This window comes from Amycolatopsis oliviviridis (assembly GCF_014654365.1).
In the GTDB taxonomy this organism is placed as follows: domain Bacteria; phylum Actinomycetota; class Actinomycetes; order Mycobacteriales; family Pseudonocardiaceae; genus Amycolatopsis; species Amycolatopsis oliviviridis.
Genome location: NZ_BNAY01000003.1, coordinates 360,556 through 381,782 on the forward strand (window position 1 = coordinate 360,556; position 21,227 = coordinate 381,782).

The window sequence follows — 21,227 nt, forward strand, 5'->3', positions numbered from 1 at the left end:
GGTGGCCTCCGGCCGTCGGCGGGTGGGGTGTCCCCTTCCTACCTCTCCCGGCCGGATGCCGCCAGCGTCAGGCCTTCGGCAGCTTGGAGATCACCGATTTGGCGATCTTCCCCGCCTTCTCACAGGACGCGGCTTCGTCCTTCTTCTCGTCGTAGTTCGAGTAGACCAAGCTGACGATCTCGACCGTGTCGTCCACCCACGGCCGGTGCTGCCACTCCATCTTGCACTCGGCGGAGCTGCCGACACCCGCCTTCTGGTAGACGGTGACGCCCCCGACGTCGACCTTCTTGGTCCCGTCGCGCTCCTGCGGCGGCAGGCCGTAGCGGAAACCGATCGTGATCCGCGGGTTGGAACTCGGGGTCCAGTCGCAGGAGTGGAAGGTGGTCAGCGAGGTCGCGCCGTGCGGCACGACCTCGGAGAGGACGGCCGGGTCCGCGACGGTGCACGGGTCGACGGCGGTCAGCGTGCCCGCGGCGGCGGGGTACTTCGGCGGCGACGAGTGCAGGGTCTTCACGGCCTTCGCCGCCACCGCGCGGCCGGTCGCGCACGGGTCACCGCCGTCGTAGGTGACGGAGAAGTTCATCCCGCGCTCGGGCTTGCGCAGCGTCATGACGCCGACGTCGCAGGTCTTGCCGTCCTTGCCCTTCCGCTCGACCTGCGGCAGGCCGTCGACCACCGAAATGACCGCGCCGCCGCTGTCGTTCAGATAGGTCGACGCGCCGATGTCGACGCCGACCGTGAGCTGCTTGCCACCGGCGTCGGTGACCTTCGCCCGGCAGGTGCCGAACGAGGTGAGCGACGGCCGCGGGTCCTCGGGCGTGCCGAAAGCGCTCAGCGCCTCCTTGCCCACCAGCGGGCACGGGTCGATCGTGCGCATCACCGCGGGGGTGACCGCCGGGTCGTTGATGTCCCCGCTCGGCACCTCACCACCGGAACCGGCTTCGGCGGCGACGGTGGTGCGGGCGAAGTTGGACTTGCCGAGGTTCTGACCGCAGGCCGACACCGCGCCGAGCGCGGCGACCAGGGCCAGCGCGGACGCGATCCGGCGACGTCGAGCGTTGAGCAGCACGAAGTGCACGGTAGCCGGACCGCCCCGGCGCTGTCCGGACAACCCGGCTATTCGCCGTCTCCGCCGGTCTCGGACGTGGGCGGCACGACGATCGGCCGCAGCTTCGCCCACAGCACGAAGAGCGCCGCGAACACCAGCATGCCGATGCCCGCCCACAGGTTGATGTTGACGTCGGCGGCCTTCTTCAGCTCCTCCTCGGTGGTGAAGCCGATGCCCATGATCGTGAGCACCAGCCCGTAGCCGCCGATGAGCAGCGCGATGATCAGCCGGATGTCGAAGACGCCGGCCTTCTTGGGAGCTTGGGACGCAGCCATCTCCGGCCTCCTAGAAGATGATGTTGAGCGCGATGGTCAGGATCAGCACGATGCCCGCGAGCAGGCCCGGCTTGCGGTACCAGCCCGCGTCGTCGCCGGTCTCGTCGTGCTTCAGCGACTCCTTCGGGGTGAGGGAGTAGACGAGGCCGACGAGCTGCGCCTCCGGCTTCGGCGCGGTGGCGAGCGAGACCGCGACGCTGACCGCGATGTCGACGACGAACGCCGTACCGGCGGCCACGAAGCTGATGCCCTGCCCGGTGAGGCCGAGGACCCCGGCCTGCGAAAGCAGCCAAACGGTGATCGCGGACGCGGTACCGGCGACAAGGCCGACCCAGCCCGCCGTCGGCGTCATCCGCTTCCAGAACATGCCGAGGATGAAGGTGGCGAACAGCGGCGCGTTGAAGAAGGAGAACAGGTCCTGCAGGTAGGTCAGGATGTTCCCGGAGTTCGACGCGATGAACGCGGTACCGATCGCCAGCACGGTGCCCGCCGCGGTGACCACGCGGCCGAGGCGGAGGTAGTAGCCGTCCGACTCGTTCTTCTTCACGTACGACTGCCAGATGTCGTACGTGAACACGGTGTTGAACGAACTCAGGTTCGCCGCCATCCCGGCCATGAACGACGCGAGGAGACCGGCGATCGCGACGCCGAGCATGCCGTTGGGCAGCAGGTCGCGCATCAACAGCAGGATCGCGTTGTTCGCGGTGACGCCGCTGGGCGCGTCGCCGCCGTCGAGCAGGATCTGCTTGTCCTGGACGTACTCGGACACGGTGACCGCGGCGATCATGCCGGGGATGATCACGATGAACGGGATCAGCATCTTCGGGAAGGCACCGATGATCGGCGTCCGCCGCGCGGCCGACATGCTCTTCGACGCCATCGCACGCTGGACCTCGACGAAGTTCGTCGTCCAGTAACCGAACGAGAGCACGAAACCGAGACCGAAGACGAGGCCGAGGATCGAGAGGAAGCTGTTGCCGAATCCGGTGAGGTTGTCACCCGGCCAAGAGGACAGCTGCGCCTCGCCGCCGGGGTCGGCGCTGAGCTTGTCGACCAGGCCCTGCCAGCCGCCGACCTTGACCAGGCCGACGATGGTCAGCGGCAGCAGCGCCGCGACGATCACGAAGAACTGCAGGACCTCGTTGTAGATCGCGGCGGACAGGCCGCCGAGCGCGGTGTAGGAGAGCACGACCGCGGCCGCGACGATGATCGACACCCACAGCGGCCAGCCGAGCAGCAGGTTCACCACGCTGGCGAGCAGGAACAGGTTCGCGCCGGCGATCAGGATCTGCGCGCTGGCGAAGCTGATGCCGTTGACCAGGTGCGCGGGTTTGCCGAACCGGCGGAGCATGAACTCCGGGACACTGCGGACCTTCGAGCCGTAGTAGAACGGCATCATCACGATGCCGAGGAACAGCATCGCCGGGATCGCGCCGATCCAGAAGTAGTGGACGGTCGGCAGGCCGTAGAGCACGCCGTTGGCCGACATGCCCATGATCTCGACCGCGCCGAGGTTCGCCGAGATGAACGCGAGACCGGTGACCCAGGCGGGCAGCGAGCGGCCGGAGAGGAAGAAGTCGAGACTGCTCGAGACCGACCTCCGCGCCATGTACCCGATGCCGAGGACCAGCGCGAAATAGAAGGCGAGCAGGACGTAGTCGATCGGGCTTGCGTCGAGCCGCAGGTTCGCATCGGCCAGTACGTGCAACCGACCCACCTCCATAGTGAAAATGTCCACGAGAAACGCCGGTATCGCGTCAATCGCGGACCATACTGCATGGATTCAGGAACGGCAGTGCGGGTGGGTGACGACTGCCCCGAAGTGTCTGTTTCCGGGTGGTTCTTGACAATTCCTGTCCGGTTACCCGCCGAAAAGGGCCGCTCCGTCTCCGGAGCGGCCCTTTCCCGTGACCGGCGGGGGTTTACCGGTCCGTGGGCAGGCCTACTTCGCCGTCCTCCTTGATCAACCGGTCGAGGACGTCGTCCGGCATGAACGTGCGGTGCGGGTAGCCCGGCCCCCACGAGTTGAGGAACGGCACGGCGCCGAGCTCGTCGGCGCGCGGGTTGCCGAGGACTTCGTGCACCTCCTCGACCGTCTTCGCCCAGCGATAGGCCTGCAGACCGTTCTTCACGTCAGGCGTGTAGGCGGCCCGCTTGACGTGGTCGTCGTCGGCGTAGCCCTCCGCCCACGGGACGTGGCCCAGTTCGAGCAGCACCTCGGCCGCCGCGCGGACGGACGTGCCGTTGTTGTCACCGGGATTGGTCTCGTCCCATTCGTCGCGCAGTTTCGACTGGTCCCACAGCCACCGCGCGGCGTAGAGGTCGCCGTTGAACAACGTCATGCAACGCGACCAGCCGAAGCCGACGCAAGCGCCTTCCCGGCCCTGGTCGTAGAAGGCGTACTGCTTGTCGCCGTCGGTCGATTCACCGGGTTCGAGACAGACGCAGTGCCCGCCGCGGATCCGGGTGAGCGTTTTCGCGCCGCCCTTCGCGACGAAGAACTCGCCGGACTTCTCGTCCTTTTCCGGTACGTCGAATTCCTTGTACCAGTTGACGCCGATGACGACCGGGGACCGGGTGGGCCGGTCCTCGGTGGCCAGCGCGGTCAGCGGATAGCGCTCGACGTGGCGCCAGTCGTCCGGGACGAACCGGCCGAGACGGCCGTCCGCGGGGTCACTGCCGATCGGGCGATAACGCATGGGATCCTCCTATCCCTCGTCCCACCGGAATACCGCCGGCGAGTTCATTGCGGCACGATCTTTTCCAGGAACCGCCGCGCTGCCTCCCGCCCGTTTTCGAAGAGGCGCTTCTTCTCTTCGTCACCGAGCCCGAAGTCGACGGCGGAAACCCCGGTCGTGTCGACGTACACCGTCCTCCGGTTCACACCTTCCTCGTGCAACCGGTAACGATTCCAGTCCGACAGCAGGGTTTCGAGCGAACCGATGGCGATCCGCAACGCGCTCTTCACCGGCTTGTCCCTGCCGCCCACCGGTTCGCCGGAAAGCTTCACTCCCCAGGTCGGCCAGCGCGGCTTCTTCTTGTCGGTCCGGTCGAAGACGGTGATCGGGAAGTTCGACAGCAGACCGCCGTCGACCCAGGTGACCGTGCCCTCGGGGCGGACGTCGAACTGCACCGGCCGGAAATAGAACGGGATCGACATCGACGCGCGGACCGCGTCGACGATCTTCTCGGCCCCGGGTTCACGACCGTATTGGGAATAATCCCAAGGCAGCCGCACGAGTACGCGCCGGGTCAGGTCGCTGACGTGGACGACCAGGGAATACCGTTGGTACGGAGCCAAAGTCCCGTCGGGGTCGTCGAGGGCGAGATCGGCGAAAGTGCGCACGCCGACTTCGTCCAGCAACGGCGTGAGCCATTCGGCGAGATAGTCGCCGGTGTGCATTCCGTCGTGCAGGAGCAGGTCGACGCCGTCGCCGACCGGGCCGGTGATCCGATCGAGCAGGGACCGGTCCTGGAACCGGCGGCAGTCCATGTCGTGCATCACCGCTTCCAGGCCGCTGAGGTCTTTCCCGGCCTTCTGATAAGCGGCGACCAATGTCGCGACGATGGCGCCCGCGCTCGTCCCGGCGATCCGGGGGAACGAATAACCGGCGTCGTGCAACTCCAGCACCGCTCCCAGCAACCCGATGCCTTTGACGCCGCCGCCTTCCAGCACGAGATCCACGCGCTTCGAAGAATCAGCCATGGCACATCACCCCTGGACCGCGAACCGCCGCAGGTCGGCGATACCCCTCGCGGAAATCGAGTGTGGCACAACGTGAGACCGAACAATCCGGCGTTCACCCGAATGGCCCGGAAACAGCTGGTTCTTTTGCAGGACGAGCCGAGTTCGTTAATTTCCCGCCGCCCTTTGGGGCATTCTGTGGTGCGAGAAAGAATGCAGATACAAAACCGAGGACTCGATTCGATATCGGCTGTTCACCGGCCCCGGACCCGACGCGTTTAGTCCTCTGGATGCGGTGGTTGCGCGCGCAACCACCGCATCCAGAGGACTAAACGCGAAGCTTTGCTCAGAACAGCCGGAACTCGTCCGACTCGATGCCGCGCAGCGCGTCGTAGTCCAGCGTGAGGCAGCGGATGCCCCGGTCCTCGGCCAGCACACGTGCCTGCGGCTTGATGATCTGCGCGGCGAAGACGCCCTGCACGGGCGCCAGCAGCGGGTCGCGGTTGAGCAGTTCGAGGTACCGCGTCAGCTGCTCGACGCCGTCGATCTCGCCGCGTCGCTTGATCTCGACGGCGACGCTGGCCCCGTCGGCGTCACGGGCCATGATGTCGACCGGCCCGATCGCGGTCGGGAACTCCCGCCGCACCAGGGTGTAGCCGTCACCGAGGGTCTTGATGTGCTCGGCGAGCAGTTCCTGCAGGTGCGCTTCGACGCCGTCCTTCTGCAGTCCCGGTTCCGCGCCGAGTTCCTGGGCGTGGTCGTGGAAGATCTCGTCGATCGTGATGACGAGCTTCTCGCCCTGCTTGTTCTCGACGATCCACAGCTTGCCGTCCTCGATCAGCCAGCACGGCGGGCTCATCCAGTTCAGCGGCTTGTAGGCGCGGTCGTCCGAGTGCACGGACACCGAGCCGTCGGCCTTCACGAGCAACAGCCGGGTGGCCATCGGCAGATGGGCGGTCAGACGGCCGGCGTAGTCGACCTGGCAGCGAGCGATCACTAGGCGCACCCCGCGAGGGTAGGACAAGCGCGGCGATACTGTGCGCATGGACCCCGTTCAGCGTGTCAGCTCCCGCGAGGTGTACCGGAACAACTGGATGACCGTCCGCGAGGACGGCGTCCGGCGGCTCGACGGTTCCGAAGGGATCTACGCGGTCGTCGACAAACCCACTTGCGCGATCGTCATCCCCTTCGACGGCGCCCGGTTTCACCTGGTCGAGCAGTTCCGCTACCCGCTCGGACTGCGGCGCTGGGAGTTCCCCATGGGCACCGCGCCCGACCTGGCCGACGTCCCGCCGCCCGAACTCGCCGCCCGCGAACTGCGCGAGGAGACCGGGCTGATCGCGGGCTCGATGACCGATCTCGGCACGACCGACGTCGCCCCCGGCATAGCGAGCCAGCGCGGGCGCGTGTTCCTGGCCACCGATCTCACGCAAGGTGACACCCAGCGGGAGGTCGAGGAGCAGGACATGCGGACGGCGTGGTTCGAACGCGACGAGTTCGAGAAGATGATCGCCTCGGGTGACATCACCGACGCGCAGACGCTGGCCGCCTACACGCTGCTGCTCATGCGCGAACGCCGCTGACTCCCCACCCGCGCGTGCAATGAAGGGGCCTTTCATAGCAAATTTTGCGATGAAAGCGTCCTTCATTGCACGCCCAGGGCCGCTCAGTCGGGCCAGACGGGCGTGCGCTTCTCCAGGAAGGCCGCCATCCCCTCACGCGCCCCGGGGAGCTGCGACGCCGAAGCCATCACTTCCAGCGCCAGCGCGTAGGCGTCGGCCTCCGGCCGGTCCAGCTGCGCGTAGAGGGTCTGCTTCCCCATCGCCTTGCTCGCCCGGCTGCCCCGCGTCGCGCGCGCCAGCAGCGAGGCGACGGCCTCGTCCAGCGAATCGTCCGGGACGACGCGGTTCACCAGGCCCCAGTCCAGCGCGGTCGCGGCGTCGACGACGTCGCCGGTGAGCGCCAGTTCCATCAGCCGTTTCCGCCCGATCGAGCGGGCCACCGGCACCGCGGGCGTGTGGCAGAACCAGCCGCCCTTGCCGCCGGGCAGGGCGAATCCGGCGGACTCCGCGGCGACGGCGAGATCGCACGAGGCCACCAGCTGACAGCCCGCCGCGGTCGCGAGCCCGTGCACCCGCGCGACGACGACCTGCGGCACCGACTGCATCGTGCCCATCAGGTCCGTGCACAGCCGCAGCAGCTCGCGCACGGCCATCAGGTCGCGCGCGGCGACGTCACCGAAGTCGTGTCCCGCCGAGAACACCGGTCCGGCGCCCGCGAGGACGATCCCGGTGGCGTCGGTGTCCCCGGCCTCGCGGAACGCCGCGAGCAGCTCGGCGAGGTGGTCCGCCGACAGCGAGTTCCGCCGCGCGGCGCGGTTCATGGTGACGGTGACGGTGTCGCCGTCCCGCTTCACGAGGATGTGCTCGTACTCGGCCATGCTTCGACGGTAACCGACCGGAACGTCCGGCGATACGAATCGGGCCCGACGCCGACCTCCGCCCGGAGCCTTCGCCGCAGGTTGGCGGCGGTGCCGAGCCCGGAGCGCTGCGCGACCCGCTCGACCGGGAGCTCGGTCGTCTCCAGCAGCCGCCGCGCGAGCCGCACCCGCTGCGCGCGCAGCCAGCGTCCCGGCGTCACCCCGGTGGCCGCCGCGAACTCGCGATGGAAGGTCCGCTCGCTCAGCCCCGCGTGACCGACCAGGTCCTCGACGCCGATGTCTTCGGCGATCCGCTCCAGCGCCCAGTCCATTGTGGACGAAACACTCGGCCTCGACGGCTTGGGCGGCAACGGGTTGTCGACGTACTGCCGCTGTCCGCCTTCCCGTGCGGGCGGCATCACGAGCCGGCGGGCGAGCGCTGCCGCGACCTCGGCGCCGTGATCGCGCCGCACCAGGTGCAGGCAGAGGTCCAGCCCGCCGACCACACCGGCGGACGTCAGCACGTCACCCTCGTCGGTGAACAGGACGTCGCGCTGGACGACGGCGGCGCGGGCGGCGGTTTCGAGGTCGTCCAGCAGCCGCCAGTGCGTGGTGACGGAGCGGCCGTCGAGCAGCCCGGCCGCGGCGAGGGTGAAGGCCCCGGAACACAGCGACGCCACGGTGATCCCGGCCCGGTGCGCCTCGCGCAAAGCGGCGACGGCGGCCGCGGGCACCTCGGCGTGTGGATCGACCCGGCCGGGCACGAGGACGAGGTCGCAGCCGTCCAGTCCGCTCAGCCCATGGGTCGCCGTGACCTGGCCGAACGGGTGGATGGCGACCGTGCCGCGGCCGGGCGCGCAGAGCCGGACCTCGAAGGGACCGATTCCACTGTCGGTCCGGTCCACACCCCAGACCTCGCCGATCACGCCCAGGTCGAAGGACCGGCTGCCCGGCAGGAGGAGCACACCGACGGTTCGCATGGCAGAAAAGTACCGCATCGCGCGTCTTCTGCCACTCCCTGGACGCCTCCATCGGGAACGAGACTCGAGGCCATGACCACAGAAACCAAGGCCCTGCTCGTGATCGACGTCCAGCGCGGCTTCGACAAGCCCGTCTGGGGCCCGCGCGACAACCCCGGCGCGGAAGCCAACATCAAGGCGCTCGTCGACGCCTGGCAGGAACGCGGCCTGCCGATCGTGCTGGTGCACCACGACTCCGTGAAGCCCGGATCGTCGCTGCGGCCCGGGCAGGAGGGCAACCACTTCAAGCCCGAACTCGACGGAGTGCGCGCGGATCTGGTGTTCGGCAAGAAGGTCAACTCGGCCTTCCACGGCGACATCGATCTCGACGGCTGGCTCAAGACCCGCGGCATCACGTCGTTCGTGCTCGCCGGGATCCAGACGAACTTCTGCTGCGAGACCACCGCGCGCGTCGGCGGGAACCTCGGCTACGACGTGACTTTCGCGCTCGACGCCACGTTCACCTTCGACCTCGCCGGACCGGACGGGAGCGTCCTCACCGCCGCCGAACTGTCCAGGGCGACCGCGACGAACCTGCACGGCGGCGGGTTCGCCACGGTCACCTCGACGAAGGAGATCCTCGGCAGCCTTTGAGACCTCGCGGCCGGATGGGGCCGCAGTGATTTCGCGTGCCTGATCGGACGGCACGTGTGATCAGAGACGGAACTCGCGTGTCCAGAGGCGGAACTCACGTGATCAGACGCCGCACGCCGAGTTACGCCTTCAAGCACGCGAGTTACGCCTTCAAGCACGCGAGTCACGTCTCCAGTGGGCCGCTGTCTCAGGCTCACCTCACGCCCGATCGATCACCGCTTTGAGGAACCGCCGCGTCCGGTCGTGCTCCGGATCGTTGAACAGCTTGTCCGGCGCGGCGTCCTCCAGCACCTGACCCTCGTCGAACATCATCACCCGATCCGACACGTCCCGCGCGAACTGCATTTCGTGTGTGACACAGAGGATCGTGATGTCCGTGGACGCCGCGATCTCGCGCAGCACGCGCAGGACGTCGGCGACGAGTTCCGGGTCGAGCGCCGAGGTCACCTCGTCCAGCAGCAGCACGTCCGGCCGCATCGCGAGCGCGCGGGCGATCGCGACGCGTTGCTGCTGGCCGCCGGAGAGCCGGGTGGGATGCGCGTCCTTCTTGTCCGCGAGCCCCACCATTTCCAGCAGTTCGACGGCCCGCGCCTCGGCCTCGTCCCGGGGAACGCCGAGTGCGTGGATCGGTGCCTCGGTGATGTTGCGCAGCACGTTCATGTTGGGGAACAGGTTGAACTGCTGGAACACCATGCCGATCCGCTTGCGCATGTCCCGCAGGTACTTCTCGTCCGCGGGCACCAGCTTCTCACCGCGTTTCCTGTGGCTCAGGTAGTCGCCGCAGACCTCGATGGTGCCGCCGTCGACCTTCTCCAGGGTCATCAGCAGCCGCAGGATCGTCGTCTTCCCGGACCCGCTCGGCCCGATCAGCGAGACGAATTCCCCCGGCGCGACGGTGAAATCGAGGTCCCGCAGCACGACATGGTCGCCGAAGGACTTGACCACCTGCGAGAACCGGATCATCGGGGAATCAACTGTGGGCGGCACGGCGCTCCAACCTTCTCACCAGAATCGAAGCCGGCAGGCTCACCAACAGGAACAGCACCCCGGCCAGGGTGTAGGGCTCGGTGACGCGGAACGTTTCGGCACCGACCTCCTTCGCCCTCGCCAGCACGTCGACGACGCCGATCGCCAGCAGCAGCGGGGTTTCCTTGAACATCGAGATCGTGTAGTTGCCGAGCGCGGGCAGCACCCGCGGGACCGCTTGCGGCAGCACCACCGCGGTCCACACCCGCGACCTCGGCAGGTTCAGCGCGGTCGCGGCCTCCCACTGTCCTTTCGGGACGGCTTCGATCCCGGCCCGGTAGACCTCGGCCGAATAGGTCGCGTAATGCACGCCGAGCGCGATGACGCCGGTGACGAACGGGGACAGGGTCAGCCCGCCCACCGGCTGGATCACGTAGTAGAGGACGAACACCTGGATCAGCAACGGCGTGCTGCGGACGAACTCGATGAACAGTACGACCACCTGGGACAGCACGGGAATCCCCGTCCGGCGGATCAGCGCGAACACCAGGCCGAGCACATAGGCGACCACCGAGCCGAGCAGGGTGATCTCGATGGTGACGAGAAGCCCTTCCAGCAGCAGGGGAACCGAATTCGCGGCCGCTTCCCAGCTCCAGTCCATCAGACACCTCCCGCGGCGGCGGTCATCTTGGCCGGGGCCCGGCCGAGACGTCGTGCCGCGAACCGTTCCAGCAGCCGCATCCCGCCGGTGATCAGCAGGGCGAGCAGGAGATAGAGCACGAGTTCGGTGCCGTAGATCCAGCCGATCTCGGCACTGAACACCGGCCGCAGCAGTTCACCTTGGCGTGCCATCTCCGGGACGGCGATGAACGACAGCAGGGCGGTGCTCTTCAGCAACTGGATGAAGAGATTGTTGAACGGTGGCAGCATTTCCGCGAACGCCTGCGGCAGGATCACCCGCCGCATCCGCTGGGCGGGGGTCAGATTGAGGGCGATGGCGCCCTCGAACTGCGCCCGTGGCACGGAATTCACCGCGCCGCGGACGATCTCCGCGCCGTAGGCCCCGTGATTGAGGCCCAGCACCAGGATCCCGGCGAACATCGGCACCAGCTGAAGACCGACCAGCACCGGAAGCGCGAAGTAGAGCCAGAACAACTGGACGACTTCCGAGGTGCCGCGGAAGATTTCGACGTAGACGCGGGAGATCCCGCGCACCACGCGGGACGGCGATCTCAGCGCGAGCCCGGCGACCAGGGAGAGCACCACGGTGAGCGCGATCCCGCCGAGCGCGGCGGCGACGGTCGCGGTCAGTCCACTGAGGACGGTCGTGATGATGTGCGATACCGACGACGACATGAGGTCTGCCCCGTCACACCGCGCAGAGTTTCTCGGTGGTGACGTCGGACTTCGGCAGGTTGTCCGCCGAGAACCCGAACGGGGTCACGATCTTGGTCCATTCGCCGCTGTCGTGCAGTTTCTTGAGTTCGGCGTCGAACGCCTCGCGCAGCGGGTTGTCGTCCTTGCGGAAGACGAACGCGCCGGCGGAGACGACCGGCTTCCCGTCCTTGATCGGGTCGAAGCCCGGGGTCACTTCCGCCGCGGCGCCCGGGCTCTTCGCCAGGACGTCCTTCAGGGAGATGTCGGTCAGCGCGGCACAGTAGACCCGGCCGTCGGTGACCGCGCGGAGCATGTTGTCCTGCGAATCGAGGGTGACGATCTGATCCTCGGCGACGCCGGAGTCGGTGGCGTAGCCCTTTTCCACCGCCGCCGAGAGCACGGCGACCTTGACCTTCTTGGCGGCGATGTCCTCGAACTTCAGTACCTGCTGCGGATTTCCCTTGGGTACCAGCAAAGCCGTCAGGGCCGAGTAGTCGGGGATCGAGAAGGCCGCCGCGTCGCACCGCTCCTTCTTGATGTTCATGCCCGCCGCGACGATGTCGTACTTCCTGGCGTTGAGCGCGGGGATCAGCTGGTCGAAGGAAACCGCTTCGGCTTCCACGTTGTCGATCCCCATGGCCTTGAAGACCGCGCGGGCGACTTCGGGCGCTTCACCGGTCACCTTGCCGCTTTGGTCCGTGAATCCGTACGGTGCCTCGTTCGCGATACCGATCTTGATCTTCTTCGTGTCCTTGGCCGCCTGGAGCGCGTCCCCGGAGGACGTCGACGTGCACGCAGACAACAGCACCGGACCGCCGATCGTCACCGCCCCCAGAACCGCGGACCGCCGGAAGAACTCCCGCCTCGACCACTCGCCGTGCGCCATAGCCGCACCTCTTTTCGATTAATCGGTTTAATCGAAACGTAGGTGGGTACCTTTGCGCAGGCAGTGTGAGCGGGTCACGAACCAACTGCCGTTACGGTACCGAGATTTACGGTGACTTTACGTGCTCAGACCGTGGCGCTCCCGCACCAATCCGACAATTCCGTCCATGATGTCGGTGAGTTCGTAGTCCTTCGGTGTGAACACCTTCGCGATTCCCCGCTCCAGCAGGAGCTTCTCGTCGTCGGGCGGGATGATGCCGCCGACGATGACCGGGATGTCGCCCGCGCCGGCGGCCCGCAGCCCGTCCACGACCTGCGGCACGACTTCGAGGTGCGAACCCGAAAGCACCGAAAGCCCGACCACGTGCACGCCCTCCTGGACGGCGGCCGCGACGATCTGCTCCGGGGTGAGCCGGATGCCTTGGTACACCACCTCGAAACCGACGTCGCGGGCTCGCACGGCCACCTGCTCGGCGCCGTTGGAATGCCCGTCGAGACCGGGTTTGCCGACCAGGATCCGCAGCCGCTCGCCGATCTCGGTGCTCGTCGCCTTGACCCTGTCGCGGACGCGACGGATCTCCTCGTTGCCCTCGCCCGCGGCCGCCGAGGCGGAAACCCCGGTGGGAGCACGGTATTCGCCGAACACCTCGCGCAGCGCGCCCGACCATTCACCCGTGGTGACCCCGGCGCGGGCGCAGTCGATCGTGGCCTCGAACAGGTTTTCCGGCGTCTTCGCGATGGCCTTCAGCTTCTCCAGCGAAGACTCGGCGGCCGCGTTGTCGCGGTGCGCCCGCCATTCCTCGATCGCGGTGACGGCCTCCTTCTCGACGGCCGGGTCGATCGTCTCGATCGCCTTGGCGCCTTCGGCTTGCAGCGGCGAAGGTTCGGTGGTCTCGAACTTGTTGACCCCGACCAGGATCCGCTCGCCGTTCTCCATCCCGCGCCGGAGCTCCGCGAGCGAGGCGACGAGCTGCGACTTCATGTAGCCGCTCTCGACGGCCGTGACGGCGCCGCCGAGATCCTGCACCCGCGCGATCTCCTCGCGCGCGCCCGCCATGATCTCGTCGACCTTGGCCTGGATGACGTGCGAACCGTCGAAGATGTCCTCGTACTCCAGCAGGTCGGTCTCGAACGCCAGCACCTGCTGCATCCGCAGCGCCCACTGCTGATCCCACGGCCGGGGCAGGCCGAGCGCCTCGTTCCACGCGGGCAGCTGGATCGCGCGCGCCCTGGCGCCGCGGGAAAGCGAGACCGCGAGCATCTCCAGCACGATCCGCTGGACGTTGTTCTCCGGCTGTGCCTCGGTCAGGCCCAGCGAGTTGACCTGGACGCCGTAGCGCAGCCGCCGCGCCTTGGGATCCGTTACGCCGTAACGATCCCGGGTGATCTCGTCCCAGAGCGCGGTGAACGCGCGCATCTTCGACATCTCTTCGACGAACCGCACCCCGGCGTTGACGAAGAAGGAGATCCGCGCGACCACCTTGGCCATGTCGGCCTGCTCGACCTGCCCGGAATCCCGGACGGCGTCGAGGACGGCGATGGCGGTGCACAGCGCGTACGCGACTTCCTGTGTCGGCGTCGCACCGGCCTCCTGCAGGTGGTAGCTGCAGATGTTGATCGGGTTCCACTTCGGCACGTGGTGCACGGTCCACGCGATCATGTCGGTGATCAGGCGCAGACTCGGACCCGGCGGGAAGATGTAGGTGCCCCGGGAGAGGTATTCCTTGATGATGTCGTTCTGGGTGGTGCCGGTGAGCTTGGCGAGCACCTCGTCGACGTCCCGCCCCTCGGCCTCGGCCTGCTCGCGCGCCACGGAGACGTAGAGCGCCAGCAGCCACATGGCGGGCGCGTTGATCGTCATCGACGTGTTGGCCTCGGCGAGCGGGATGCCGTCGAAGAGCCGGCGCATGTCGCCGATGTGCGAGACCGGGACGCCGACCTTGCCGACCTCGCCCTTGGAGAGCTGGTGGTCCGGGTCGTAGCCGGTCTGCGTGGGCAGGTCGAAGGCGACGGAGAGCCCGGTCTGGCCCTTGGCGAGGTTGCGCCGGTACAGCTCGTTGGACGCGGCCGCGGACGAGTGGCCCGCATAGGTCCGCATCACCCAGGGGCGGTCCCGTTCACGGTCCGTGGGATAGGGCACGGCATACCTCCGGCGCTGGACGACCGCCTGAGTGTACCGGCCGGTAACATCGGTCGACCAGTTGAATCGAACACAGTCGGGTCATTCTCCGACGGCCTGGACCTCCGGGGGCTGCTGGCGCTGTCGTGCCTCGTCGACGGCTTTCGCGAGCTTTTCCCGCACCTTCGCCACCTCGCTGACACCCACGAGGACGACCGGCGGCTTGCGCTCCTTCCCGGTACCCGCGCCGAAGTTCGCCGACGCCCACGCCAGCACGCCGAGCCTGCCGAACGTGATAGTCCCGGTCTTGCCGGGCCCCGGGGTGACGACGGGATCCGCGAGACCGGCCAGCTCCGCGGACTCCTCCTTGCGGCGGATCAGCGAACTGGTCGCGATGACCCGGCCGTCCGTCACGGCGTAGGTGGTCGAGGCCAGCCTGAGATAGCGGATCAGCGGCCTGCCGACGAGGTGGAACACACCCGCGACGGTGAGCACGGCCCACGCGGCCTTGTGGAACGCCGTGTCGTGGTTGGCGGCGAAGAACAGCGTGACCCCGCCGAGCAGGAGCAGGCCGACGGGGACGTTGAAGTAGTCGCCGGGATTGAAGAGGGGCCTGCGCACCGGCTGCCCGGCCCAGATGACCCGTTCGCCTGGAAGGAGGTCGATCTGCCCCTCATGCATGGCACCGCACACTACCCGTCCGCGAGGCGGGCGGCAGTGTCCGATCGTCGGTGTTCTGCCGGGCGGAGCCGACCTATCCCGTGTCCCGCTGCGCGGAGGCGGCCAGGTCGCGAACCACCGTCGGATGCTCGATGTTGAGCAGCTCCGGGTACTTCAGCTCCACGTTCCCGATACCGAAGGACCGGTCCAGCCCGCTAAGCTCGTTCGCCGCGGCGATGTCCCCTCGTCCCAGGTTGAAGCCCACCGTTCCGGTGCCGTCCGGGTTCTCGCGGACGTACGGCGGGCCGAGATCCTTCAGGTAGTGGGCCGCCGACTGCCTTCCCCTGGTCCACACCACCACCCGCCGGTCCGTGATCCCGTACGTGACCGTCCGCAGCGCGAGGTAGTGGACGACCGGCCGCGAGAAGAAGGCTCCGGAGACCAGCACCAGGACGAGCCAGATGAAGGGCGAAAACCCGTTGCGCACGCCGAAGAAGACGGCGAGCCCGAAGAACAGGACCGCGGGCACCAAGATCACGTCCATCTTGGTCAGCAACGGAATCCGCTGGGGCTTCCCGGACCACAACAGGCGCTCGCCGGGCAGTAGATCGGCATTGAGCTGGTCCACGGCGCTACCTCCCCGGATGCTGCGCGGAGGCGATCAGGTCACGGACCCGGCGCGCCTCCTCGATGCCGACCAGCCGAGGTAGCGCCGACTCGGCGTCGCGGTTTCTCGTGCCGCCCAGGAAACCGGCGGCGAAACCACCGCCAAAGGTGATCGTGCCGGTTCCGTCCGCACGCTCCGCCAGTTGCGGCGGCCCCTGGCCGCTCCAGAGCAGCACGATCACCGTCGGGATCGCGTAGGCGACCATCGACATCGGCGCCCGATTCGCCGGGTAGAAGAAGAAGCCGAGGAACAGCAGCCCCGGCACGAGGACCAGGTCGCTCTTCTCGACGATCGGCACGTTCCGCGGCGTGCCCTCCCACAACAGGCTTTCCCCGGGCAGCAACCCCGTATCCCCCAGATACATGAGCGGACGATAAGCCCGCTTCCTCCCGCTGACCAGGGCTTCGCCGGAATCGTGACCGGCGACTGTGACCGAAATCCGCGAGACTCGCCCGCGCCCGGCGTCTAGCGTGAGTGACCGTGACGTGGAGTTCGTACAGCAGTTATCTGCTCATCGTCGTCCTGATCGTCCTCGCGCCGGGGCCGGACACGATGGTGATGCTCAAGAACTCGCTTTCGGGCGGCACCCGCGGCGGATTCCTGACCACGGCCGGGATCTTCGTGGCCAACTCGGTCCAGGGCACCGCCGCCGCGCTCGGCCTCGGTGTCGTCATCGCGCGGTCGCAGCCCGTGTTCGTGACACTCAAATGGGTCGGTGCCGCCTACCTGGTCTTCCTCGGGTTCCAGGCGTTGCGCGGCGCGTGGCGGGGCGACTACACCGGCGTCGCGGCGGTGAAGCAGCAACGGACGAGCGGGTTCCGCCGCTTCCGCGAAGGCTTCCTCTCCAACATAACCAACCCGAAGGTCCTCGTGCTGTACCTGTCGGTGCTGCCGCAGTTCCTCGACCCCGCGACGACCTCCGCGTGGGACGCGCTGCTGCTCGCCTACACCGTCGCGGTGCTGGGCGCGGTCTGGCTGCTGACGCTGCTGTTCTTCGTGCACCGCGTGCGGACCTGGCTGGAACGACGCAAGGTCCGCCGCGCGCTCGACGGTGTCACCGGAACCGCTTTGGTCGGCTTCGGCGCGGCCCTGGTGCTGGAAAGCTAGGCGCGCTCGGGCTCGCCCGAGACACGCTCGATCCGAGCGCCGAGGCGGTTCAGGTTCTCCACGAAATGCGGGTAGCCGCGGTCGATGTGGAAGACGTCCCAGACCTCGGTGACGCCGTCCGCGCACAGCCCGGCCAGCACCAGCCCGGCGCCGGCGCGGATGTCCGCGGCCCACACCGGGGCGCTCGACAGCTTCTCCACACCGCGGACGACGGCGTGGTGCCCGTCGGTCCGCGCGTCGCCGGAGAGCCGCATCATCTCTTCGATGAACCGGAACCGGGCCTCGTAGATGTTCTCCGTGATCATCGACGTGCCTTCGGACACCGCCGACAGCGCCACCGCGAAGGGCTGCAGGTCGGTCGCGAAGCCGGGGTACGGCAGGGTCACCCAGTCGACAGCCTTCGGGCGCTCGTTCTGGACGATGCGGAAACCCTTGTCGTCGAACGTCTCGACCTCGGCGCCCGCCAGGCGGAGCTTGTCGAGGACGAGGTCGAGGTAGTGCGGGTTGACGCCGCGGACGGTCAGGTCGCCCCGGGTCATCGCGGCGGCGAACGCCCAGGTCGCGCCGACGATCCGGTCGCCGATCACGCGGTGCTCGGTCGGGTGCAGCTTCTCGACGCCCTCGACGGTCAGGGTCGAGGTGCCCGCGCCTTCGACCTTGGCGCCCATCTCGGTCAGCATCGTGCAGATGTCGACGATCTCGGGCTCGCGCGCGGCGTTGTCGATGACCGTGGTGCCCTCGGCGAGCACGGCGGCCATCAGGATGTTCTCGGTGGCGCCGACGCTCGGGAAGTCCAGCCAGATCTGCGCACCGCGCAGGCCGTCGGCCTTCGCCACGACGCAGCCGTGCTCGATGGTGCTGGTGGCGCCCAGCTTGCGCAGGCCGTTCTGGTGCATGTCCAGCGGCCGCGAGCCGATGGCGTCGCCGCCCGGCAGCGCCACGACGGCCTGCTTGAGCCGTCCGACCAGCGGGCCCAGCACGCAGACCGACGCGCGCAGCTTGCCCATCGCGGCCGAATCGGCGCGGTGGGACAGTTCGGCCGGAGTGGTGATCTTGGCGGTGTCGCCGTCGATGACGACGTCGCAGCCGACGCTGCGCAGGACGTCGCCCATCAGCGGGACGTCCAGGATCTGGGGGCAGTTCGTGATGGTCGTCGTGCCCTCGGCCAGCAGTGCCGCGGCCATCAGTTTCAGGACGCTGTTCTTGGCCCCGACCACGTCGACCTCGCCGACCAGCCGTGCTCCGCCGTGCACGTCGAAGTGCTCGCTCATGGGCGCCAATCATGCCCTCTCGCCCGGATTTGCCTCACGCCGGGCCGGTAGAGTCGGCTTCATGGTCGTTCGCATCAACCGCGTGTACACGAAGGTCGGCGACAACGGCACCACGGCGCTCGGCGACGGCTCCCGCGTGCCGAAGACATCGCCGCGGCTGGCCGCGTACGCCGACGTCGACGAAGCCAACTCCGTCATCGGGCTCGCGCTCGCCATGGGCGGTCTGTCCGAGGAAATCGCGCAGGTGCTGCGCGGGGTGCAGAACGATCTTTTCGACGTCGGCGCGGATCTGTGCGCGCCGATCGTGGAGAACCCGCCGTACGAGCCGCTGCGGATCACCGAGCGGTACATCGAGCGGCTGGAAGGCTGGTGCGACGAGTTCAACGAGCGCGTGCCGAAGCTGACGTCGTTCATCCTGCCGGGCGGCACCCCGGGGGCGGCGTTCCTGCATCAGGCCCGCACGGTCGCGCGGCGGGCGGAGCGGTCCGGCTGGGCGCTGTTCGAAGCCGAGCAGGCAACGACCAACCAGCTGGCGATCAAGTACCTGAACCGGCTTTCGGACCTGCTGTTCATCCTGTCGCGGCTGGCGAACCCGGACGGCGACATCCTGTGGCAGCCCGGCGGCGCGAGCTGAAGGGGACTTTCCCCGCGTAAGACGCAGCGAAGGACGCTTTCCTCGCATCGGATGCGGGGAAAGCGTCCTTCAGCTCGCGTTCAGCCCTGTTCCTGTGCCGCCCAATAGCGCTCGAGGTCGACGTCGGGCGTGCCGTCCTTGCCCGGGTCGATCGCCTTCATCGTGATCGTGTCCTCCAGGGACACGGACTCGGGAAGGTGGCTCCAGCGGTTCGTGTCCTCGCTCTGAGTCATGGAGCGAGAATAGACGCGGATCACGTCCGAAGCCGGGTAGAAATGCCGGTTCGTGATGATCCCATGTTTTCCCGGACCGCATTCAGAGGACGAAACGCGTCAGAGGCCCCAGGAAGCCCGCAGAGACGCCAGGGCGTCGTGGAACCCCGGGAAGGTCTTCTTCACGCAACCCGGGTCGTCCAGCGTGATCCCGGGCGTGCGCAGCCCCGTGACACTGAACGCCATCGCGATCCGGTGGTCCCGACGGCACTTCACGAGAGCCCCCACCGGCGAAGCGGGCTGGATCTCGATCCAGTCCCGCCCGGTCTCGACCGGGACGCCCATCGCGCGCAGGTTCTCTTCGCACGCGGCCAGCCGGTCGCATTCCTTGATCCGCGTGTTGTAGACGTCCTCGATCCGCACCGGCCCGTCCGCGAACGGCGCGATCGCCGCGAGCGTCGGCACGGTGTCGGAGATGTCGCGCATGTTCACGGTGACGCCGCGCAGCCCGCCCGTCCCGGTCACGGTCACGGCGTCCGGGCCCACCTCGACGTCCGCGCCCATCTGCCGCAGGACCTCGACGAAGGCCAGATCCCCTTGCAGCGCACCCTCGCCCAGGCCCGGCACGGTCACCGACCGCCCGGTCAGAGCGGCCGCCGCGAAGAAGTAGCTCGACGTCGAAGCGTCGGGCTCGATCTCGTAGCGGCAAGCCCGGTACGGCGTGGGCGGCACGACGAACGTGTCGCCGTCCCGGACGACCTCGACGCCGAAACGCCGCATCATCGCGATGGTGATCTCGACGTAGGGCACCGAAACGAGGTCGGTGACGGTGATCCGCAGTCCCTCCGCGGTCAGCGGCCCGACCAGCAGCAACGCGGTCAGGAACTGCGAGGACAGCCCCGCGTCCAGGGTCAGTTCCCCGCCCTTGATCCCGGCGGCCCGCACCACCAGCGGATGGTGTCCTCGCGAGCCTTCGAAGGTCAGGTCGACGCCCAGTTCGAGCAGCGCGTCGGTGAGCGGCCCCAGCGGCCGGGCACGCATCTGTTCGGACGCGTCGAAGCGGAAGGTCCCGTGGCCGGCGGCGGCCAGGGCGGGCAGGAAGCGCGCGGTGGTGGCACCGTCGCGGCAGAAGACGTCGGCACTGTCGACGGCGGGGCCTTCGGGCCTGCCGGAGATGGTCCACTCCGGCTCGGAACGGGAAACCTGATAGCCGAGCTTGAGGAGGCCTTCGGCGAAGCCCTCGGAGTCGTCCGAACGCAGCGGCCTGCCCAGCACGGTCGTGCCGTGGGCGGCGGCCGCGAGGAACAGGCCTCGGGCGGTGATCGACTTCGAACCGGGGATGTCGACGATGGTCACGGCGCGAGCATACGGCGTGCGGCCGGAACCGATTCAGGAAGCGCGCGGGAGACGACGTCCCGGAGGCGCGGATTCGAGCCAGGAAAGAAAACCGGTGAGGGCGCCGGGGCCCATCGCGATCTCGATCGCCTCCTGCGTGGCGGACTCACACCGCAGGACGATCGAACCTTCGGGGACGGCGTACGCCTCCGTGCCGGAGGGATCGCGCCGGTCCGCGATCTCCATGCTCGCCCGCTGGAAGACCCGGTCCGGGCCGGTCCGCAGGCTCCACACCCGGAACCAGACGAACTCGTCGCCCTCGTAGCGGCCCAGCCCCAGATGCCAGCTGGACCGCGCCTCGTCCGGACGCCACCGCAGCGCGACGCTCACGCCACCACCGCGGCGCATCCGGACCCACCGCAACGAATACCAGGCCACGACCACGGCCAGAATGATCAGGGCCCCGAGAACACCCACGGCGATTTCCACGGCCCGGCCCCTGCCCGTCGCCCGGTCAGACCGACTGACCGGCCGCGCGAAGCTGGGCGGTCGCCCTAGCCCGCTCTTGCTCGTCTTCGCCGCCGAGCGCCTTCTTGGCCGCCTCGACGTCGATCTCGTCCGAGAGCTCGGCGCTCTCGGCGAGGATGCTCACGCCGGTCGCGGTGACCGACAGGAAACCGCCGTGCACCGCGGCGCAGACGGTCTCGCCGTCCGTGGTCGTCACCTTCACGACGCCACCCTCGACGAGCTGGCCCAGAACCGGCTCGTGACCGGCCATGATGCCGATCTCGCCCTCGGTGGTCTGAGCCACCACGAACGTGGCGGTACCCGACCAGAGACGGCGCTCGACGGCTACCAGCTCGACAGAAATCTCAGCCACGTAGCTTCCCTTCA

At 68.1% G+C, this 21,227-nt stretch carries 25 protein-coding genes; 4 read left to right on the plus strand and 21 right to left on the minus strand.

Annotated features, from left to right (window positions below):
• Positions 1–67: 67 nt before the first annotated feature.
• The 6 genes from IE302_RS14805 to nucS form a co-directional block, all read right to left on the minus strand.
• Positions 68–1,069 carry a DUF3558 domain-containing protein gene (locus IE302_RS14805; protein WP_229907770.1) on the minus strand — a complete coding sequence of 334 codons (1,002 nt, stop codon included), beginning with the start codon at positions 1,067–1,069 and terminating at the stop codon, positions 68–70.
• A 47-nt stretch (positions 1,070–1,116) separates the two neighbouring features.
• Entirely contained in the window at positions 1,117–1,383 is a 267-nt protein-coding gene (locus tag IE302_RS14810; protein ID WP_191255101.1) for a hypothetical protein, read from the minus strand.
• A gap of 10 nt (positions 1,384–1,393) precedes the next feature.
• Positions 1,394–3,091, minus strand: a complete 1,698-nt coding sequence (locus IE302_RS14815; RefSeq protein ID WP_191255601.1) for a sodium:solute symporter family protein — start codon at positions 3,089–3,091, stop codon at positions 1,394–1,396.
• A 214-nt stretch (positions 3,092–3,305) separates the two neighbouring features.
• Complete coding sequence (locus tag IE302_RS14820) at positions 3,306–4,082, minus strand: hypothetical protein (RefSeq protein ID WP_191255102.1); 777 nt, start codon at positions 4,080–4,082, stop codon at positions 3,306–3,308.
• A 44-nt stretch (positions 4,083–4,126) separates the two neighbouring features.
• On the minus strand, positions 4,127–5,089 hold the full coding sequence (locus IE302_RS14825; RefSeq protein WP_191255103.1) for a patatin-like phospholipase family protein: 963 nt from the start codon (positions 5,087–5,089) through the stop codon (positions 4,127–4,129).
• Between the two features lie 325 nt (positions 5,090–5,414).
• Positions 5,415–6,074 carry an endonuclease NucS gene (gene nucS / locus IE302_RS14830; RefSeq protein WP_034308895.1) on the minus strand — a complete coding sequence of 220 codons (660 nt, stop codon included), beginning with the start codon at positions 6,072–6,074 and terminating at the stop codon, positions 5,415–5,417.
• Between the two features lie 37 nt (positions 6,075–6,111).
• Here nucS and IE302_RS14835 point away from each other — a divergent pair, with 37 nt between their 5' ends.
• Positions 6,112–6,651, plus strand: a complete 540-nt coding sequence (locus IE302_RS14835; protein ID WP_191255104.1) for an NUDIX domain-containing protein — start codon at positions 6,112–6,114, stop codon at positions 6,649–6,651.
• Positions 6,652–6,734: 83 nt separating this feature from the next.
• Here the strand turns inward: IE302_RS14835 and IE302_RS14840 are convergent, their stop codons facing one another.
• Both IE302_RS14840 and IE302_RS14845 read right to left on the minus strand, forming a co-directional pair.
• The gene (locus IE302_RS14840; protein WP_191255105.1) at positions 6,735–7,508 is read right to left on the minus strand and encodes an enoyl-CoA hydratase-related protein; all 774 of its coding nucleotides are present in this window, start codon (positions 7,506–7,508) and stop codon (positions 6,735–6,737) included.
• Complete coding sequence (locus tag IE302_RS14845; protein ID WP_191255106.1) at positions 7,481–8,467, minus strand: GlxA family transcriptional regulator; 987 nt, start codon at positions 8,465–8,467, stop codon at positions 7,481–7,483. The genes IE302_RS14840 and IE302_RS14845 overlap by 28 nt, the downstream gene beginning before the upstream one ends.
• Positions 8,468–8,539: 72 nt before the next feature.
• Between IE302_RS14845 and IE302_RS14850 the strand changes: the two genes are divergently transcribed.
• On the plus strand, positions 8,540–9,100 hold the full coding sequence (locus tag IE302_RS14850) for a cysteine hydrolase family protein (protein ID WP_191255107.1): 561 nt from the start codon (positions 8,540–8,542) through the stop codon (positions 9,098–9,100).
• A gap of 198 nt (positions 9,101–9,298) precedes the next feature.
• On the opposite strand, the gene ehuA is transcribed toward IE302_RS14850, so the two are convergent.
• The 8 genes from ehuA to IE302_RS14890 form a co-directional block, all read right to left on the minus strand.
• On the minus strand, positions 9,299–10,063 hold the full coding sequence (gene ehuA / locus IE302_RS14855; RefSeq protein ID WP_191255602.1) for an ectoine/hydroxyectoine ABC transporter ATP-binding protein EhuA: 765 nt from the start codon (positions 10,061–10,063) through the stop codon (positions 9,299–9,301).
• Between the two features lie 7 nt (positions 10,064–10,070).
• Positions 10,071–10,727 carry an ectoine/hydroxyectoine ABC transporter permease subunit EhuD gene (ehuD, locus tag IE302_RS14860; RefSeq protein ID WP_191255108.1) on the minus strand — a complete coding sequence of 219 codons (657 nt, stop codon included), beginning with the start codon at positions 10,725–10,727 and terminating at the stop codon, positions 10,071–10,073.
• Positions 10,727–11,422 (minus strand): ectoine/hydroxyectoine ABC transporter permease subunit EhuC, encoded by a 696-nt coding sequence (gene ehuC / locus IE302_RS14865; protein WP_191255109.1) that lies wholly within the window; start codon positions 11,420–11,422, stop codon positions 10,727–10,729. Before ehuC ends, ehuD begins: the two co-directional genes overlap by 1 nt.
• 13 nt (positions 11,423–11,435) lie before the next feature.
• On the minus strand, positions 11,436–12,329 hold the full coding sequence (ehuB, locus tag IE302_RS14870; protein WP_191255110.1) for an ectoine/hydroxyectoine ABC transporter substrate-binding protein EhuB: 894 nt from the start codon (positions 12,327–12,329) through the stop codon (positions 11,436–11,438).
• A gap of 117 nt (positions 12,330–12,446) precedes the next feature.
• Positions 12,447–14,468: an ethylmalonyl-CoA mutase gene (locus IE302_RS14875; protein WP_191255111.1), complete on the minus strand. Its 2,022-nt coding sequence runs from the start codon at positions 14,466–14,468 to the stop codon at positions 12,447–12,449.
• An 81-nt stretch (positions 14,469–14,549) separates the two neighbouring features.
• On the minus strand, positions 14,550–15,128 hold the full coding sequence (locus IE302_RS14880; protein WP_191255112.1) for a YdbT family protein: 579 nt from the start codon (positions 15,126–15,128) through the stop codon (positions 14,550–14,552).
• 73 nt (positions 15,129–15,201) lie between these two features.
• The gene (locus IE302_RS14885) at positions 15,202–15,735 is read right to left on the minus strand and encodes a hypothetical protein (protein WP_191255113.1); all 534 of its coding nucleotides are present in this window, start codon (positions 15,733–15,735) and stop codon (positions 15,202–15,204) included.
• 4 nt (positions 15,736–15,739) lie between these two features.
• Positions 15,740–16,138 (minus strand): hypothetical protein, encoded by a 399-nt coding sequence (locus IE302_RS14890; protein ID WP_191255114.1) that lies wholly within the window; start codon positions 16,136–16,138, stop codon positions 15,740–15,742.
• 110 nt (positions 16,139–16,248) lie between these two features.
• Between IE302_RS14890 and IE302_RS14895 the strand changes: the two genes are divergently transcribed.
• Entirely contained in the window at positions 16,249–16,881 is a 633-nt protein-coding gene (locus IE302_RS14895; protein ID WP_191255115.1) for a LysE family translocator, read from the plus strand.
• Here the strand turns inward: IE302_RS14895 and murA are convergent.
• Positions 16,878–18,152: a UDP-N-acetylglucosamine 1-carboxyvinyltransferase gene (gene murA, locus IE302_RS14900; RefSeq protein WP_191255116.1), complete on the minus strand. Its 1,275-nt coding sequence runs from the start codon at positions 18,150–18,152 to the stop codon at positions 16,878–16,880. The two genes, IE302_RS14895 and murA, sit on opposite strands and share 4 nt — an antisense overlap.
• 61 nt (positions 18,153–18,213) lie before the next feature.
• Here murA and IE302_RS14905 point away from each other — a divergent pair, with 61 nt between their 5' ends.
• Positions 18,214–18,786 (plus strand): cob(I)yrinic acid a,c-diamide adenosyltransferase, encoded by a 573-nt coding sequence (locus IE302_RS14905; RefSeq protein ID WP_191255117.1) that lies wholly within the window; start codon positions 18,214–18,216, stop codon positions 18,784–18,786.
• Between the two features lie 80 nt (positions 18,787–18,866).
• Here the strand turns inward: IE302_RS14905 and IE302_RS14910 are convergent, their stop codons facing one another.
• From IE302_RS14910 to IE302_RS14925, 4 genes are all read right to left on the minus strand, one after another.
• Positions 18,867–19,019: a hypothetical protein gene (locus IE302_RS14910; protein WP_005150324.1), complete on the minus strand. Its 153-nt coding sequence runs from the start codon at positions 19,017–19,019 to the stop codon at positions 18,867–18,869.
• 99 nt (positions 19,020–19,118) lie between these two features.
• Positions 19,119–20,354 (minus strand): 3-phosphoshikimate 1-carboxyvinyltransferase, encoded by a 1,236-nt coding sequence (gene aroA, locus IE302_RS14915; RefSeq protein ID WP_191255118.1) that lies wholly within the window; start codon positions 20,352–20,354, stop codon positions 19,119–19,121.
• A gap of 33 nt (positions 20,355–20,387) precedes the next feature.
• Positions 20,388–20,822 (minus strand): DUF2550 domain-containing protein, encoded by a 435-nt coding sequence (locus IE302_RS14920; protein ID WP_191255119.1) that lies wholly within the window; start codon positions 20,820–20,822, stop codon positions 20,388–20,390.
• A gap of 25 nt (positions 20,823–20,847) precedes the next feature.
• Positions 20,848–21,213, minus strand: coding sequence for a F0F1 ATP synthase subunit epsilon (locus IE302_RS14925; RefSeq protein ID WP_093938091.1), 366 nt, complete (start codon positions 21,211–21,213; stop codon positions 20,848–20,850).
• Positions 21,214–21,227: the final 14 nt, after the last annotated feature.

Coding starts and splice junctions, on each gene's coding strand:
- ehuC (WP_191255109.1), bottom strand. CDS start 11,422: ATGTCGTCGTCGGTATCGCACATCATCACGACCGTCCTCAGTGGACTG.
- ehuD (WP_191255108.1), bottom strand. CDS start 10,727: ATGGACTGGAGCTGGGAAGCGGCCGCGAATTCGGTTCCCCTGCTGCTG.
- IE302_RS14910 (WP_005150324.1), bottom strand. CDS start 19,019: ATGACTCAGAGCGAGGACACGAACCGCTGGAGCCACCTTCCCGAGTCC.
- IE302_RS14850 (WP_191255107.1), top strand. CDS start 8,540: ATGACCACAGAAACCAAGGCCCTGCTCGTGATCGACGTCCAGCGCGGC.
- ehuB (WP_191255110.1), bottom strand. CDS start 12,329: ATGGCGCACGGCGAGTGGTCGAGGCGGGAGTTCTTCCGGCGGTCCGCG.
- ehuA (WP_191255602.1), bottom strand. CDS start 10,063: ATGATCCGGTTCTCGCAGGTGGTCAAGTCCTTCGGCGACCATGTCGTG.
- IE302_RS14905 (WP_191255117.1), top strand. CDS start 18,214: ATGGTCGTTCGCATCAACCGCGTGTACACGAAGGTCGGCGACAACGGC.
- IE302_RS14820 (WP_191255102.1), bottom strand. CDS start 4,082: ATGCGTTATCGCCCGATCGGCAGTGACCCCGCGGACGGCCGTCTCGGC.
- IE302_RS14825 (WP_191255103.1), bottom strand. CDS start 5,089: ATGGCTGATTCTTCGAAGCGCGTGGATCTCGTGCTGGAAGGCGGCGGC.
- IE302_RS14845 (WP_191255106.1), bottom strand. CDS start 8,467: ATGCGAACCGTCGGTGTGCTCCTCCTGCCGGGCAGCCGGTCCTTCGAC.
- IE302_RS14840 (WP_191255105.1), bottom strand. CDS start 7,508: ATGGCCGAGTACGAGCACATCCTCGTGAAGCGGGACGGCGACACCGTC.
- IE302_RS14810 (WP_191255101.1), bottom strand. CDS start 1,383: ATGGCTGCGTCCCAAGCTCCCAAGAAGGCCGGCGTCTTCGACATCCGG.
- IE302_RS14880 (WP_191255112.1), bottom strand. CDS start 15,128: ATGCATGAGGGGCAGATCGACCTCCTTCCAGGCGAACGGGTCATCTGG.
- IE302_RS14835 (WP_191255104.1), top strand. CDS start 6,112: ATGGACCCCGTTCAGCGTGTCAGCTCCCGCGAGGTGTACCGGAACAAC.
- murA (WP_191255116.1), bottom strand. CDS start 18,152: ATGAGCGAGCACTTCGACGTGCACGGCGGAGCACGGCTGGTCGGCGAG.
- IE302_RS14890 (WP_191255114.1), bottom strand. CDS start 16,138: ATGTATCTGGGGGATACGGGGTTGCTGCCCGGGGAAAGCCTGTTGTGG.